This is a genomic window from Streptomyces nanhaiensis, assembly GCF_046614825.1.
GTDB classification, from domain to species: Bacteria; Actinomycetota; Actinomycetes; order Streptomycetales; family Streptomycetaceae; genus Streptomyces; species Streptomyces radiopugnans.
In genome coordinates this window covers 37,186-50,739 of the sequence record NZ_JBKJFM010000026.1, presented here as the reverse complement: position 1 = coordinate 50,739, position 13,554 = coordinate 37,186, and the positions used below count along the sequence as shown (strand labels likewise).

The 13,554-nt window shown below is 72.9% G+C and carries 13 protein-coding genes and 1 pseudogene; 5 read left to right on the top strand and 9 right to left on the bottom strand.

Annotation, left to right across the window (positions count from 1 at the left end):
* From ACLIYP_RS09510 to ACLIYP_RS09485, 6 genes and pseudogenes are all read right to left on the bottom strand, one after another.
* Positions 1-293: pseudogene (locus tag ACLIYP_RS09510) on the bottom strand (hypothetical protein); the annotation flags it as partial.
* An 83-nt stretch (positions 294-376) separates the two neighbouring features.
* Positions 377-1,330: a 23S rRNA (guanosine(2251)-2'-O)-methyltransferase RlmB gene (rlmB, locus tag ACLIYP_RS09505; protein WP_412712696.1), complete on the bottom strand. Its 954-nt coding sequence runs from the start codon at positions 1,328-1,330 to the stop codon at positions 377-379.
* Positions 1,331-1,455: 125 nt separating this feature from the next.
* Positions 1,456-2,868, bottom strand: coding sequence for a cysteine--tRNA ligase (cysS, locus tag ACLIYP_RS09500; protein ID WP_412712695.1), 1,413 nt, complete (start codon positions 2,866-2,868; stop codon positions 1,456-1,458).
* Between the two features lie 51 nt (positions 2,869-2,919).
* Positions 2,920-3,423 (bottom strand): 2-C-methyl-D-erythritol 2,4-cyclodiphosphate synthase, encoded by a 504-nt coding sequence (gene ispF / locus ACLIYP_RS09495; RefSeq protein WP_412712694.1) that lies wholly within the window; start codon positions 3,421-3,423, stop codon positions 2,920-2,922.
* Positions 3,413-4,198 carry a 2-C-methyl-D-erythritol 4-phosphate cytidylyltransferase gene (gene ispD, locus ACLIYP_RS09490; protein WP_412712693.1) on the bottom strand — a complete coding sequence of 262 codons (786 nt, stop codon included), beginning with the start codon at positions 4,196-4,198 and terminating at the stop codon, positions 3,413-3,415. Before ispD ends, ispF begins: the two co-directional genes overlap by 11 nt.
* 503 nt (positions 4,199-4,701) lie before the next feature.
* Positions 4,702-5,184 carry a CarD family transcriptional regulator gene (locus ACLIYP_RS09485; protein ID WP_093658831.1) on the bottom strand — a complete coding sequence of 161 codons (483 nt, stop codon included), beginning with the start codon at positions 5,182-5,184 and terminating at the stop codon, positions 4,702-4,704.
* A 600-nt stretch (positions 5,185-5,784) separates the two neighbouring features.
* On the opposite strand from ACLIYP_RS09485, the gene ACLIYP_RS09480 reads away from it, so the two are divergent.
* Positions 5,785-6,477: a copper chaperone PCu(A)C gene (locus tag ACLIYP_RS09480; protein WP_412712692.1), complete on the top strand. Its 693-nt coding sequence runs from the start codon at positions 5,785-5,787 to the stop codon at positions 6,475-6,477.
* A gap of 212 nt (positions 6,478-6,689) precedes the next feature.
* Here ACLIYP_RS09480 and ACLIYP_RS09475 read toward each other — a convergent pair whose 3' ends face one another.
* Positions 6,690-7,370, bottom strand: coding sequence for a response regulator transcription factor (locus ACLIYP_RS09475; RefSeq protein WP_093658825.1), 681 nt, complete (start codon positions 7,368-7,370; stop codon positions 6,690-6,692).
* Positions 7,367-8,923, bottom strand: a complete 1,557-nt coding sequence (locus ACLIYP_RS09470; RefSeq protein WP_412712691.1) for a sensor histidine kinase — start codon at positions 8,921-8,923, stop codon at positions 7,367-7,369. The genes ACLIYP_RS09475 and ACLIYP_RS09470 overlap by 4 nt, the downstream gene beginning before the upstream one ends.
* Before the next feature lie 227 nt (positions 8,924-9,150).
* Between ACLIYP_RS09470 and phoU the strand changes: the two genes are divergently transcribed.
* From phoU to ACLIYP_RS09455, 3 genes are all read left to right on the top strand, one after another.
* The gene (gene phoU, locus ACLIYP_RS09465) at positions 9,151-9,861 is read left to right on the top strand and encodes a phosphate signaling complex protein PhoU (protein WP_093658821.1); all 711 of its coding nucleotides are present in this window, start codon (positions 9,151-9,153) and stop codon (positions 9,859-9,861) included.
* 218 nt (positions 9,862-10,079) lie between these two features.
* The gene (locus tag ACLIYP_RS09460) at positions 10,080-10,226 is read left to right on the top strand and encodes a hypothetical protein (RefSeq protein WP_412712690.1); all 147 of its coding nucleotides are present in this window, start codon (positions 10,080-10,082) and stop codon (positions 10,224-10,226) included.
* Between the two features lie 279 nt (positions 10,227-10,505).
* Entirely contained in the window at positions 10,506-11,267 is a 762-nt protein-coding gene (locus tag ACLIYP_RS09455) for an OBAP family protein (protein WP_412712689.1), read from the top strand.
* 46 nt (positions 11,268-11,313) lie between these two features.
* On the opposite strand, the gene ACLIYP_RS09450 is transcribed toward ACLIYP_RS09455, so the two are convergent.
* Positions 11,314-12,552: an ABC transporter substrate-binding protein gene (locus ACLIYP_RS09450; RefSeq protein ID WP_412712688.1), complete on the bottom strand. Its 1,239-nt coding sequence runs from the start codon at positions 12,550-12,552 to the stop codon at positions 11,314-11,316.
* Between the two features lie 680 nt (positions 12,553-13,232).
* Here ACLIYP_RS09450 and ACLIYP_RS09445 point away from each other — a divergent pair.
* Complete coding sequence (locus tag ACLIYP_RS09445) at positions 13,233-13,469, top strand: transposase family protein (RefSeq protein WP_412712687.1); 237 nt, start codon at positions 13,233-13,235, stop codon at positions 13,467-13,469.
* Positions 13,470-13,554: the final 85 nt, after the last annotated feature.

Below are 13,554 nucleotides of genomic sequence, written 5' to 3'. Positions count from 1 at the left end.
CGCACCGCCTGGAGCAGCCGGGTGGCCCGTACGTCGCCGGGCTCCGTCCGGCCGCTCCACACCACGGGCGCGCGCCGCCCGGCCGCCGGGCGGCGGACCGGGACGGCGCCGCGCACCGCCGTCGGCACATCGGCTCCGGTGAGCACGCGGCCGCGGGGCGGCGGCGAGGCGAGCCGCACCCGGAAGCTGGCGTGGTTGACGACGACCTCGGCCGGGTCGCTGGGCACCTTGACCGTGCTCAGCACCGGCTCGTCGTCGAAGAAACCGCGGGGTGTTCTGGTGTCCACACTCATCTAACCGAGTGACGGACGCATAGGACACTGCCTTGACGGTCCCGATCTGTCGGGGGCCCGTCAAGGCCCGGGCGGGCGCGGGGTCACGCGCGGCGGCGGCGGGCGGCCTCGTAGAGGGCCACGCCCGCGGCGACACCGGCGTTGAGGGACTCGGCGCCGCCCGGCATCGGGATGCGCACCCGCATGTCGCAGGTCTCGCCGACCAGCCGGGACAGGCCCTTGCCCTCGCTGCCGACCACGATCACCAGCGGGCCGTCGAGCGCGGCCACGTCCTGGATCTCGGCCTCGCCGTCGGCGGCCAGGCCGACCACGAACAGGCCCTCCTTCTGGTACGCCTCCAGGGCGCGGGTGAGGTTGGTGGCCCGGGCGACCGGGGTGCGGGCGGCGGTGCCGGCCGACGTCTTCCAGGCGCCCGCGGTCATGCCGGCCGCGCGGCGCTCGGGAACGACCACGCCGTGGCCGCCGAAGGCGGCGACGGAGCGGACCACCGCGCCCAGGTTGCGCGGGTCGGTGACGCCGTCGAGCGCGACGATCAGCGGGTCCTCGCCGTCGTCGTAGGCGGCCGCGGACAGGTCCTCGGGGTGGGCGTACTCGTAGGGCGGGATCTGGAGGACCAGGCCCTGGTGGTTGAGGCCGTTCGTCATCCGGTCCAGCTCGGGGCGCGGGGCCTCCATCAGGTGGATGCCGCCGCGGTCGGCGGCGAGCTTGAGGGCCTCGCGCACGCGCTCGTCGCTGTCGATGAACTGCTGCACGTACAGCGTGCTCGCGGGCACGCCCTCACGCAGCGCCTCGACCACCGGGTTGCGGCCGACGACCAGTTCGGAGGTGCCCTTGCCGCCGCGCCGGGCCGCGGGGCGGCGGGCGGACTGGCGGGCCTTGGCGTTGGCCATGCGGTTCTTGACGTGGCCCTTGCGCATCTCGGCGGGCGGCGTGGGGCCCTTGCCCTCGAGGCCGCGGCGCCGCTTGCCGCCACTGCCGACCTGCGCGCCCTTCTTGTTGGACGTACGGCGGTTCGGGCGCTGGCTGTTCCCGGCCATCGGGATCACTCATCTCTTCTTGCTGCTCGGTGGAACTCGTCGGAGTCCGATGGGGTTCGTTGGGGTTCGGTGGAACGGGCGGGCGGGTGGGGGCGGTTGGGAGCCGCGCTCCGGTCCGCGCGGGCTCAGCGGGCGTCGCGCGAACCCAGTTCCCAGCGCGGCCCGGACGGGGTGTCCTCGATGACCAGGCCGGAGCGCTGGAGCTGGTCGCGGATGGCGTCGGCGGTGGCGTAGTCCTTGCGGGCGCGCGCCGCCTGACGCTGCTCCAGCACGAGGCCGACCAGGGCGTCCACGACCGAGACCAGTTCCTCGCCGCGCCCGGCGGAGTCGCCGCCCGCCCAGTGCGCGTCGAGCGGGTCGAGGCCGAGCACGCCCAGCATCGCCCGTACGCCGGCCAGCGCGCCGGCCACCGCGTCCTTGTCGTCCTCCGCCAGGGCTGCGTTGCCCTGCCGGACGGTGGTGTGGACGACGGCGAGCGCCTGCGGGACGCCGAAGTCGTCGTCCATGGCCGCCGCGAACTCGTCGGGCACCTCGGCGGCCGGCTCCACGGAACCGGCCCGCTCCACGGCCCGCTGGACGAAGCCCTCGATACGGCCGAAGGCGGCCTCGGCGTCGCGCAGGGCGTCCTCGCTGTACTCGATCGTCGAGCGGTAGTGCGGGGTGCCCAGGTAGTAGCGGAGCACGATGGGCCGCCACTGCCGGACCATCTCCGAGACCAGCACCGAGTTGCCCAGCGACTTGCTCATCTTCTCGCCGCTCATCGTCACCCAGGCGTTGTGCAGCCAGTAGGCGGCGAAGTCGTCGCCGTACGCCCTGGACTGGGCGATCTCGTTCTCGTGGTGCGGGAAGACGAGGTCGACGCCGCCCCCGTGGATGTCGAAGGCGCGGCCCAGGTACTTGTGGGCCATCGCCGAGCACTCCAGGTGCCAGCCCGGGCGGCCGGGGCCCCAGGGCGTCTCCCAGCTCGGCTCGCCGGGCCTGGCGGCCTTCCACATCGCGAAGTCGCGGGGGTCGCGCTTGCCGGTCTCGCCCTCGCCGGAGGGCTGGCGCAGGTCGTCCAGGTCCTGGTTGGACAGGGAGAGGTAGCCGGGGAAGGAGCGCACGTCGAAGTAGACGTTGCCGTCGGCGGCGTAGGCGTGGCCGCGGTCGATGAGCTCGCGCATCATCCCGACCATCTCGGGGATGTGGCCGGTGGCGCGCGGCTCGTAGGTGGGCGGCAGGCAGCCCAGCGCGGCGTAGGCGTCGTCGAAGGCGCGCTCGTTGGCGTAGCCGATCGCCCACCAGGGGCGGCCCTGCTCCGCGGACTTGGCGATGATCTTGTCGTCGATGTCCGTGACGTTGCGGACGAACGTCACGTCGTAGCCGCGGTGGGTGAACCAGCGGCGCATGATGTCGAAGTTCAGCCCCGACCGGATGTGACCGATGTGCGGGGCTGCCTGCACGGTCGCGCCGCACAGGTAGATCGAGACGCGGCCCGGTGCGAGCGGGGTGAAGTCACGGATCTGCCGGGCGCTGGTGTCGTACAGGCGAAGAGTCACGGGTCAAGGGTAGTCGGAAACGCAAGAGGGGCGGTGCGGGCCGGGCCCGGGTCAGGCGCGGCGTACCACCAGTGCCGTGGCGACGGCCGCCAGCCCCTCGGCGCGGCCGGTCAGGCCCAGGCCGTCGGTGGTGGTGCCGGAGACGGACACGGGCGCGCCGACCGCCTGCGAGAGCGCCTTCTGCGCCTCCGCGCGGCGCTTGCCGATCTTGGGCCGCACGCCGATCACCTGGATCGCCACATTGCCGATCCCGAAGCCCTCGGCGCGGACGATCCGGGCGGCCTCGGCCAGCAGCACGGTGCCCGCGGCGCCGGACCACTCGGGGCGGCCGGTGCCGAAGTGGGCGCCCAGGTCGCCGAGTCCGGCCGCCGAGAAGAGGGCGTCGCAGGCGGCGTGCGCGGCGACGTCGCCGTCGGAGTGCCCGGCCAGGCCGTGCGTCTCCCCCTCCCACAGCAGGCCGGCGCACCACAGTTCGCGGCCCTCCTCGAAGGCGTGCACGTCCGTGCCGATGCCGACCAGCGGCAGGGCGGGGTGAGAGGCGTGCTCAGAAGCCATCGGTGACCCTCCGGCGGGCGAGTACGGCCTCGGCGAGCACGAGGTCCAGGGGGCGGGTGACCTTGAAGGCCTCCTCGTGGCCGGGCACCAGCACCACGGGCACGCCCAGCCGCTCGACCAGCCCGGCGTCGTCGGTGGCGCCCTCGCCCTCGCGCGGTGCGTCCGCGTGGGCCTTGGCCAGGACGGTGCGGTCGAAGCCCTGGGGGGTCTGCACGGCGCGCAGCAGGGACCGCTCGGGGGTGGCCACGACCGGCTCGGGCTCCCCGGCCGGCGTGCCGGGCCCGATCTGCTTGACGGTGTCGGACACGGGCAGCGCGGGGACGACCGCGGGTGCTCCGGCCCGTACGGCGGCGGCCACGGCCTCCACCGTCTCCACCGGGACCAGCGGGCGGGCGGCGTCGTGGACGAGGACGGTGTCGACGTCGCCGGGCAGCGCCGCCAGCCCGCGTGCGACCGACTCCTGCCGTGTGCCGCCGCCGGTGACGACCATCACGTCGGTGTCGCCGGCGGCCTGGGGCAGGGGGTGCTCGTCCAGGAGCGTGCGGACGGCCGCGGCACCGTCGGGCGGTGCCACCACGACCACGAGCGAGACCGTACGGGCGCGGGCGACCGCGCGGACGGCGTGGACGAGCATCGGGGTGCCGCCGAGCGGGCGCAGCGCCTTGGGGGCGCCGCGGCCGAGCCGTACGCCGCGGCCCGCGGCGGGGATGACCGCCGCGGTGCGGGGGGACGGCGCGTCGTCGATCGCTTCTGCGTGCCTGGTTTCGTCTGGCATTGGTCGCCCGTTCAGGTTTGTTTCCTCGGCGGAGGTGGGTATGGCAATCAGCGTGCCGGGTGCGAGGCCCCGACCGGACCCTTCCGTGACGACCGGTCGAGCAGCCGCCCGGGCCCGGCGCTTACGGCACCGGGCAGCCCGGCACCGAGTATCGCGGGCGGCCCGTACGACCTCCTACAACCGCGTTCCGGCAGCCCCGTGCGCCGGGGAACCCGACGGACCCCCGTGGGCGCTGCCCCGACATGCCGCAGTGCCCGGCGACGACTCACGTCGCCACCGGGGCACCGCGGCACTCCTCGCGTCCGCCGGCCTGTGGCCGGCGGGGCTGCGACACGTGTCGCCTTCACGTCCCGCATGTCTTGCGGATGCTGACGGATGGTGGCGGACGGCGGACGTCCGTCACAGGGGCCGGACACGGGTGTCGGGCCTTGTCCGGTGCGCCGCACCGGTCGCCGCCGGCTCGCCGGGGCCACCGGTCCGGGTCCGGGCGGGCGCCGCCGGGTTCAGGACGCCAGGACCTCGTCCAGCAGCGTCTCGGCCTTGTCCTCGTTGGTGTTCTCCGCGAGAGCCAGCTCGCTCACCAGGATCTGGCGCGCCTTGGCGAGCATCCGCTTCTCACCGGCGGAGAGTCCGCGCTCGCGCTCACGGCGCCACAGGTCGCGCACGACCTCGGCGACCTTGATGACATCGCCGGAGGCCAGCTTCTCCAGGTTCGCCTTGTACCGGCGGGACCAGTTGGTCGGCTCCTCGGCGTAGGGCGCGCGGAGCACCTCGAAGACCCGGTCGAGGCCGTCCTGGCCGACCACGTCACGCACGCCGACGAGCTCCGCGTTTTCCGCCGGGACGCGCACCTCCAGGTCGCCCTGGGCGACCTTCAGAACCAAGTAGGTCTTGTCCACGCCTTTGATCTGGCGAGTTTCGATAGCCTCGATCAGCGCGGCCCCGTGATGGGGATAGACCACGGTGTCGCCAACCTTGAACGTCATGTGACAGGTACCCCTTCCGTGGCTATCCAGGGTAACACGGGAACGCCCTCTTCTGAATGGCGTTTTCGCAGGTCAGGGCATATCTCGGGGCTTGACAACAACGCCCGGATCGTGCTGCACGGGCCCCCGGAGGACGGGAATCCGCAGGTCGGAGGGGGTGTGCAAGGGGCGGGAATCGCGCATGGAAGCGCCCCGCAGAGCTTGACCGAAACACCTGTACGTCCGTTTTGTCGGTATCGTTGATCCGGTCGAACGGCCGGAAGCGAATTGATCAGCGCGCGGGCGAACGGCCCCGGGCGGTGTTTTCCGGCGAACTTCCCCGCCTCCTTCACCGGCACTTCCACGGAATGCTCGTAATCGTTCGCACGGACGTGCAGTCGATATTCCGCGGAACCCGCCCCCGCCGGCTCCCGCCCCTCCGCCGGCCCCGCGCGGAAACCTTCCCCGCCTCCCCGCGCCCCGTTCCGCGTCTCCCCGCGCCCGCGCCGGGATGCGGCACTCGGAGGGCCGTGGGGCGGGTCGGGTGCGGGGGCGTTTCGCGGGGTCGGTACTCTGAGCCCGCCGACAGACCCATCCATCCCGCAAGGAGTTGCCGCCGCCGTGAGCAGCAGCCTTCGACGCGGCGCCCTCGCCGCCAGCTCTCTCGCGCTCTCGATCGCGTCCCTGACCGCCTGCGGGGCCGGGCCGGACGCGCAGAGCCTGAACATCAACCCCGACAACGCCTCGGCCGAGGTCGACGACATCAAGGTCCAGAACGTCAACGTCGTCACCTCCGAGGAGGGCTCCGGCCCCGCCTCCGTCTCGGCGCGCATCTTCAACGGCGGCACCGAGGACCAGACGCTGGAGTCCATCACGGTGGACGGGCAGCGCGTGGAGCTGAGCCCGGCCGAGGGCGAGCAGGAGCTGACCGTCCCCGCGGGCGGCTCCCTGGCGCTCGGCGGCGAGGGCAACGCCTCCGCGATCATCGACGACCCCGAGCGGGCCGGCATCGAGGCCGGCAACGCCCAGCCGCTGGTCTTCGAGCTCAGCTCGACCGGCCGGGTGGAGCTGCGCGCCACCGTGGTCCCGGCCGCGGGCACCTGGAAGGACTTCGGCCCCAGCGGCGCCCCGGCGCCGACCGAGTCCGGCCTGCCCGACCCGGACGCCTCCCCGACCCAGACCCCGGGCGGCCCCGAGGAGGACGACCCGGACGGCCAGGACGAGGGCGCCAACGACAGCGGTGACGACGACACCCAGGGCGAGATCGGCAGCTCCCAGGAGGACGGCGGCACCGAGGACACCGGGGGCCGGTGACCCCCGTCCGGCCCCGCCCCGGCCGGCGCGCCAAGGCCGCCCGGGGCACGGACGCGGGTGGGGGCCGCTCCTGATCGGGGAGCGGCCCCCACCCGCGTCGCACCGCACCGGCCGCCGCCGCGCCGGATCCCGGGCGCGGCGGGACCCGAGGGTCCCTTCATGAGCCGGTCACGGGCCCCTTCACCGACCGGTGACGGCCCCGCGGCGGCCCGTCACGGCTCGAACTTGTAGCCCAGCCCCCGCACCGTCACCAGGTAGCGGGGCGCGCTCGGGTCCGGCTCGATCTTGGCGCGCAGCCGCTTGACGTGCACGTCCAGCGTCTTGGTGTCGCCGACGTAGTCCGCGCCCCAGACCCGGTCGATGAGCTGCATGCGGGTCAGCACGCGCCCGGCGTTGCGCAGCAGCATCTCCAGCAGGTCGAACTCCTTCAGCGGCAGGTCGACCTTGGCGCCGGAGACCGTCACCACGTGCCGGTCCACGTCCATCCGCACCGGCCCCGCCTCCAGCGCCTGCGGGGCGGCCTCCTCCGGCTCGCCGCGCCGCCGCAGCACCGCCCGGATGCGGGCCACCAGCTCGCGGGAGGAGAAGGGCTTGGTGACGTAGTCGTCGGCCCCTATCTCCAGGCCGACGACCTTGTCGATCTCGCTGTCCTTGGCGGTCACCATGATGACCGGCACGTTCGAGCGGCCGCGGAGCTGGCGGCACACCTCGGTGCCGGGCAGTCCCGGCAGCATCAGGTCGAGCAGCACCAGATCGGCGCCGTTGCGCTCGAACTCCTCCAGCCCGTCCGGGCCGGTGGCCGCGATGGCCACCTCGAAACCTTCCTTGCGCAGCATGTACGACAGTGCGTCGCTGAACGATTCCTCGTCCTCGACGACGAGCACTCGGGTCACGGGAGGACCTCCGGGGCGGGATCAGGGTGGTGATCGGTGGAGTCGTGGGGGGTTCGGTGGGTCCCGCGGGGAAGACCGCGGGACGTGGTGGGGGTCCGGTGGGAGACCCCGTACGGAGGTACGGGGCCGTCGCCCGCGCCGTACGGGCCGCCGTGCGCGGGGGCGCCGGGGGTGTCCGGGGCGCCGGCGTCGACCAGGTCGTCGGAATCGGTCAGGTCGTCGGAATCGGTCAGGTCGGCGGCGGCCGGGCGGTCCGGGCCGGGGCCGGCTCTGTGCGCGTCGTCCCCGTCGCCGGGGTCGCCGGGGTCGTCGGGGTCGCCGTCGTCGTCGAAGTCCGCCGGCTCGCGCAGCGCGCCGCCGGCCCGCTCCCTCTCCAGCCTCCGGGCTTCGGCTCGCTCGCGCGCGCTGGCGGCCTCCGGCAGGCGCAGGGTGAAGGTGGAGCCCTGGCCCTCCGCGCTCCACACCGTGACCTCCCCGCCGTGCGAGGCGGCCACGTGCTTGACGATGGCCAGACCCAGGCCGGTGCCTCCGGTGGCCCGGGAGCGGGCCGGGTCGACGCGGTAGAACCGCTCGAAGATCCGGTCCTTGTCCTTGTCCGAGATGCCGATGCCCTGGTCGGTCACCGCGATCTCGATCATGTCCCCGCCCGGGGCGGCGACCCGGCGTCCGGCGATGCCCACCCGGGTGCGGGCCGGGGAGTAGTTCACCGCGTTCTCCACCAGGTTGCCCAGCGCCGCCGCGAGCTGGCCGCGGTTGCCCCACACGTGCAGGTCGGCGGTGCCGCCGGTGGCCATGGTGATCTGCTTGACGCCCGCCGCCTGGCGGCAGCGGTCGATGGCCTCGGCCACCAGCTCGTCCACCCGGACCGGTTCGGAGTCCTCCAGCGGGTTGTCGTTCTGCACCCGGGAGAGGTCGATCAGCTCCTGGACGAGGTTGGTCAGCCGGGTCGCCTCGGTCTGCATGCGCCCGGCGAAGCGCTCCACCGCCTCCGGGTCGTCGGAGGCGTCCATCACGGCCTCCGACAGCAGCGACAGCGCACCGACCGGGGTCTTCAGCTCGTGGCTGACGTTCGCCACGAAGTCGCGCCGCACGGCCTCTATGCGCCGGGCCTCGGTCAGGTCCTCGACCAGCAGCAGCACCAGCCGGGAGCCCAGGGGCGCCACCCTCGCGGAGACCGCCAGGGCCTCGCCCCGGCCCGTCCCGCGGCGCGGCAGGTCCAGCTCGACCTGGCGGATCTCGCCGTCGCGGCGGGTGTCGCGGGCCATCTTGAGCATCGGCTCCACCGTGAGCCTCCCGCCGCGCACCAGCCCGAGGGCGTATGCGGCCGAGCTGGCCTTGACGACGGCGTCGGCCTCGTCGAGCACCACGGCGGAGGAGCGCAGCACGGACAGCACGGTGTCCACTCCGGGCGGCAGCACCGCCTCGGTGTGCAGCGAGCTGCGCGTGGGACGGGCCTGCTCGCGTTCGCTCCAGCGGAACGCGAGCATCGCGAACACGCCGGTGCACACCCCGGCGATCGCTGCCGCTGCGGCGACCGCCGCGTTCACGTCCATGCGTCCAGGTTATGCGGGCCCCGGAAGACCGCCCCAGCCGTTCGGGCACCTGCTCGAACAGACGTCTCCGAGAGTTCACGTCGGTGTCGGTACCGGTTCACTTGGTCGGGCGGAACCGGACGTGTTTCGGACAGAACGTGGGAGCGTAGGGGAGAACCGGGGCCCGCGCGCACTCTTCGCGGAAGGCCCGGGCCCTACGGTCACGTCATGCGAGGGGAAGGAAAGTCATGCGGGACGCGTACCACGAGGAGCTGGACTCGATCGGCGACAGCCTGGTCGAGATGGCCCGGCTCGTCGGCTCCGCGATCGGCCGCGCCACCACGGCGATGCTGGACGCGGACCTCAATCTCGCCGAGAGCGTGATCGCAGCGGACGAGAAGGTGGACACCCTCCAGCGGGACCTGGAGACCAAGGCCATAAACCTGCTGGCCCGGCAGCAGCCGGTCGCCACCGACCTGCGGATCGTCGTCACCTCGCTGCGGATGAGCGCCGACCTGGAGCGCTCCGGCGACCTGGCCCAGCACGTCGCCAAGGTGGCCCGGCTGCGCTACCCCGAGTCGGCGGTGCCGCGCGACCTGCACGCGACCATCCTGGAGATGGGCCAGCTCGCGCAGCGCCTGATGGCGAAGACGGGCGAGATCCTGATCACCAAGGACGTCGACCTGGCGCTCCAGCTGGAGCAGGACGACGACGCGATGGACCTCCTGCACCGCACCCTCTTCCAGCACCTGATGGACGACCGCTGGAAGCACGGCATCGAGACGGCCGTGGACGTCACCCTGCTGGGCCGCTACTACGAGCGCTTCGCCGACCACGCGGTCTCGGTCGCGCGCCGCGTCGTCTACCTGGTCACCGGCGACTACGCGGACGAGGTCGACCCGGCCGCCGCCGCGACCGCCGCGGCCACCGCGGAGGAGGCTCCGGCCGGGGACGCGTGAGCGCGGGCTGTGTCCCGGGCGGGGTCCGGGCGAGCGCGGCACGACGGGGTCAGGGGCGCGCGAAGGGCGCGGAGCGCCCGCCGCCCGGGCCGGTGCGCCCCGGGCCCGTGAGCACGCGGTACGTGCCCCCGCGCGCCGTTGACGCGCTCGTCGGTGCGGGCCGTCAATGGGTGGCGAGACGAGCCGGTGACAGCCGGCGAGACGCGGAGGAGGCACTCATGGCGGACTTCCCGACTCCACCCACCACGGCCGAGCACCCCGGCGAGAGGCCCTCGCTGCCCGTACCGGGAGCCTGCGGCTGCGGATCGGGGTGCTCGTGCGGCTGCCAGTCCGGCGGCTCCTGCCAGTGCGGCGGGAACTGCTGACCCCCGGAACGCCCGCCGGCGCGTGCATCCGCACCGGCGCCACACGCCGGGACGGGGCCCGGCCGGACCACCGGCCGGGCCCCGCGGCGTGCCTCCCGCGTGCCCCCGCATGCCTCTGTCGCCGTACGGGCCCCGCGGGCCGTGCCGTCGGGTGAGGGATGCGGGCGGCGGGGTAGTCGTCACGGAGTTCCGGAGCCCGCCGGGCCGCCGCGGCACCGCGCGGGTCCGGCTCCGGCCGGCTCCCCCGACAGCGACGCCGACACGACGGAGGCACCGCAGATGGGCCCCAACCCGAGGATCAAGGACCGCATGACCGGCACCACCCCGGCCGGACGGGACAAGGGCGCCTGGCTCGCGGCCCTGGAACAGGGCTCGAACCTGCTCCAGTCCGCGACACCGCTCAAGGGCTTCGACGTCTACGTCGTCGGCTTCCACTGCGCCAAGGGCGAACCGGACTCCCAGATGGAGGCCCACCACTACTGCCGCGTGGTCAACGACGATCTGCTGCAGTGCGTCCTGTTCGACGGCAACACCCGGGACGCGAACCTGATCGGCATCGAGTACATCGTCTCCGAGCGGCTGTTCGACACCCTGCCCGAGGAGGAGAGGGCCTACTGGCACCCGCACAACTTCGAGGTGTTCTCCGGGCAGCTCGCCGCCCCCGGGCTGCCCCGGTCCGCCGAGACGGCGCTCATGAAGCAGCTGGTCAACTCCTACGGCAAGACCTGGCACACCTGGCACACCAGCGGCCACGGCCACGGTCACGGTCACGGCGCGGGCATGGACCTCCCCTACGGCGACCCCGCACTCATGTGGTCCTTCAACCGCGAGGGCGAGTGCGAGGAGGACCTCAAGCGCGACCGCGACCGGGCCATGGGCCTGGACACCGAGGCCAACCGGGCCGCCCGGCAGTCCTTCCTCGACCTGGCGCGTCCGCAGTGGGGCGTCGACGCGATGAAGGACGACTTCTCCGGCACCACACCCGTCCCCGGCGTCAGGGACGTCCACGCGGCACCCGACGGCGAGGGCGCCGCGTCCTGACCCCGGCGTCCCGCCGTCCCGCCGCCCCACTGCGCGGAGCGGCCCGTCACAGCTCCTTGGCCGCCTCCTCCTCCTTCTCCGCCGTGCGCTGGAGGGTGCCGAGCACGGCGGCCGGATCGCCGTCGGCCAGTACCGACTGGCCGACGTAGAGGCCGATCTCCCGGCTGACCCTGGCCCAGGACACCTTGTTGGACGGGAAGAACTCCGCGGCTCCGAGCCGGTCCAGGAACGGCCGCATCCTCTTGTGCCGCCTGTCGCCGCGCATCCGGTCCGAGGCGGACACCGTGACCGGCAGGGTGTGGTAGCGGTCGGCGAAGGCGAACTGGTTCTCCACGTCGTAGACGTGGTCGAGGAAGGCGGCGACCGCCTCCCGGTTGCCCTCCCGGCGGAAGGCGAGCATCCAGCCCGCGGACCCGGCGGTGGTGTCGGAGAGCCCGTCGCGGCCGGGCAGCGGGGCCGTCCCGTAGTCGGTCTTCTTCCGGTCGGCCTGCCGCGTCAGCGACAGGTCCCCGTTGAGCATTCCGACGTGCCCGTCCGTGAACAGGTTGAACAGCCCCTGGCGGTTGGTGACGGCGGGGTTGGACGTGGTCAGGCCCTGATCGACGAGCTCGTCGCGGAGCCACCCCATGGCCTGGATGTTGGCGGGGTCGTTGATGGCGTACATACCGCCGTCGCCGGTGTAGCCGCCGCCGTTGCCCAGCATCCAGGTCATGGCCTCGGTGGGCGCCTCCTCGCTGCCGAGCGGCAGCCCGTAGGGCACGTCCACGCCGATCGCCTTGAGCGCGATGGCGGCCTGCTTCAGCTCCTCCCAGCTCCGCGGCGGCTTCTCCGGGTCCAGACCGGCCTCGGCGAAGAGGCCGCGGTTGTAGAAGAGGAGCTGGATGTCGGCGGTGAAGGGCATCGCGTACCACACGCGGCGCAGCTCACCCGCCGTGCTGAGCGCGGGGACGAAGTCGGCCTGGACGGGGATGGACAGCACGTCGTCGGCCCGGTGGAGCCGCCCGGCGGCCGCGTGGTCGGCGAAGGAGTCGATCTGCGCCAGATCGGGGGCCTGTCCGTTCCCGATCATCTCCGCGACCTTCTGCTCGGCCTTCCCCGAGGCGTGGACGGAGACGTTCACCTTGATGCCGGGGTTCTTCTTCTCGAACGAGGCGACCACCCCGTCCCAGTAGTCCTGGGTGAGGTCGTTGCCCTCCAGGTCCCCGTGATCCGACGCGACCATCGTCAGGGTGACGTCACCGGTGCGGGACGCCCCGCCTCCGCCGCCGCACCCGGTCGCCGTCAATGCGACAGATCCGGCCACCCCCGAAGCCAAGCCCAGGAACCGTCTTCTCCGCATCCGTGCCACCCCTTACTTAACCGGTACTGCTCCCGCATCGGCGTTCGCTGAGAACCACGCCGGGAACCGTTTCGGAAACCGGAGCGCGGCACCCCCCTGGAAGCCACCGCAGGGTGGCTGAAAAGTAACGCTCGGTCCGCACCTCGACCACCCCGTCGAGCGGACCGATACGCAAACGAGTCCGAGCCCCCGGTTTCGACGCCCGCAGGGCGGCGGGACGGCGTACCGACGGGGGCCGGCCCGCGCCTCGTCCGGGCCCCGCCACGACCTCGGATCCGGCGGAAGGGAAGAAAGCGAAAAAAACCGCCTTCCACCCCTTCCGGTTCGCCGTGGGAGAGTTACCGTGGAATTGGACCTACGGGACGAGCGAGGGAGTTCGACCGGAGTAGCCGACTTGGGCGGAAAGCTCCGGCTTCCGCTGAGGCCGACGTCGACGGTCGGGCTGAGAGGCCCGAAGGTGGTGACACCGGAAGGCGACCTCCACAACCTGATCCGGACAATGCCGGCGCAGGGAGCCCGCCCCGTAGGTTCACCCTTGTCGCGGGCTGCAGAGTCAGGAGGGCCCGTCTGCGAGAACTCGGCGCTCTGTACGGCTCGCGACGCCGGGATCTTCCGGGTCACCGGCTATGTCACCGTGTGAGTACCTGCGGATCCCGGTACTCGCGGACAAGGCGTACGGAGGAGCCGGCAGCACCTTCTGTACTCCGTTCAAACGGCCCTGCGGACGCGACCTCACCACTCGCCAGGAATCCTTCAACCGCGCACACATCCGCTTGCGCAGCCCCATCGAGTATGCCTCCGCTCGCCTGAAGGGTTGGCGGATCTTCCGCCACACGCGCTGCAGCTCCAACTGGCCCGCGTAAGTCGTTCAAGCAGCCCTCCCTCTCGGGCAGCACCGCTGAAGAACCTCCGTAAAAGGTAACTGTGAAACCGAACGAATCTGGCATC

Coding starts and splice junctions, on each gene's coding strand:
- rlmB (WP_412712696.1), bottom strand. CDS start 1,330: ATGGCCGGGAACAGCCAGCGCCCGAACCGCCGTACGTCCAACAAGAAG.
- ispF (WP_412712694.1), bottom strand. CDS start 3,423: ATGGCTTCTGAGCACGCCTCTCACCCCGCCCTGCCGCTGGTCGGCATC.
- ispD (WP_412712693.1), bottom strand. CDS start 4,198: ATGCCAGACGAAACCAGGCACGCAGAAGCGATCGACGACGCGCCGTCC.
- ACLIYP_RS09485 (WP_093658831.1), bottom strand. CDS start 5,184: ATGACGTTCAAGGTTGGCGACACCGTGGTCTATCCCCATCACGGGGCC.
- ACLIYP_RS09470 (WP_412712691.1), bottom strand. CDS start 8,923: ATGGACGTGAACGCGGCGGTCGCCGCAGCGGCAGCGATCGCCGGGGTG.
- phoU (WP_093658821.1), top strand. CDS start 9,151: ATGCGGGACGCGTACCACGAGGAGCTGGACTCGATCGGCGACAGCCTG.
- ACLIYP_RS09460 (WP_412712690.1), top strand. CDS start 10,080: ATGGCGGACTTCCCGACTCCACCCACCACGGCCGAGCACCCCGGCGAG.
- ACLIYP_RS09455 (WP_412712689.1), top strand. CDS start 10,506: ATGGGCCCCAACCCGAGGATCAAGGACCGCATGACCGGCACCACCCCG.
- ACLIYP_RS09445 (WP_412712687.1), top strand. CDS start 13,233: ATGTCACCGTGTGAGTACCTGCGGATCCCGGTACTCGCGGACAAGGCG.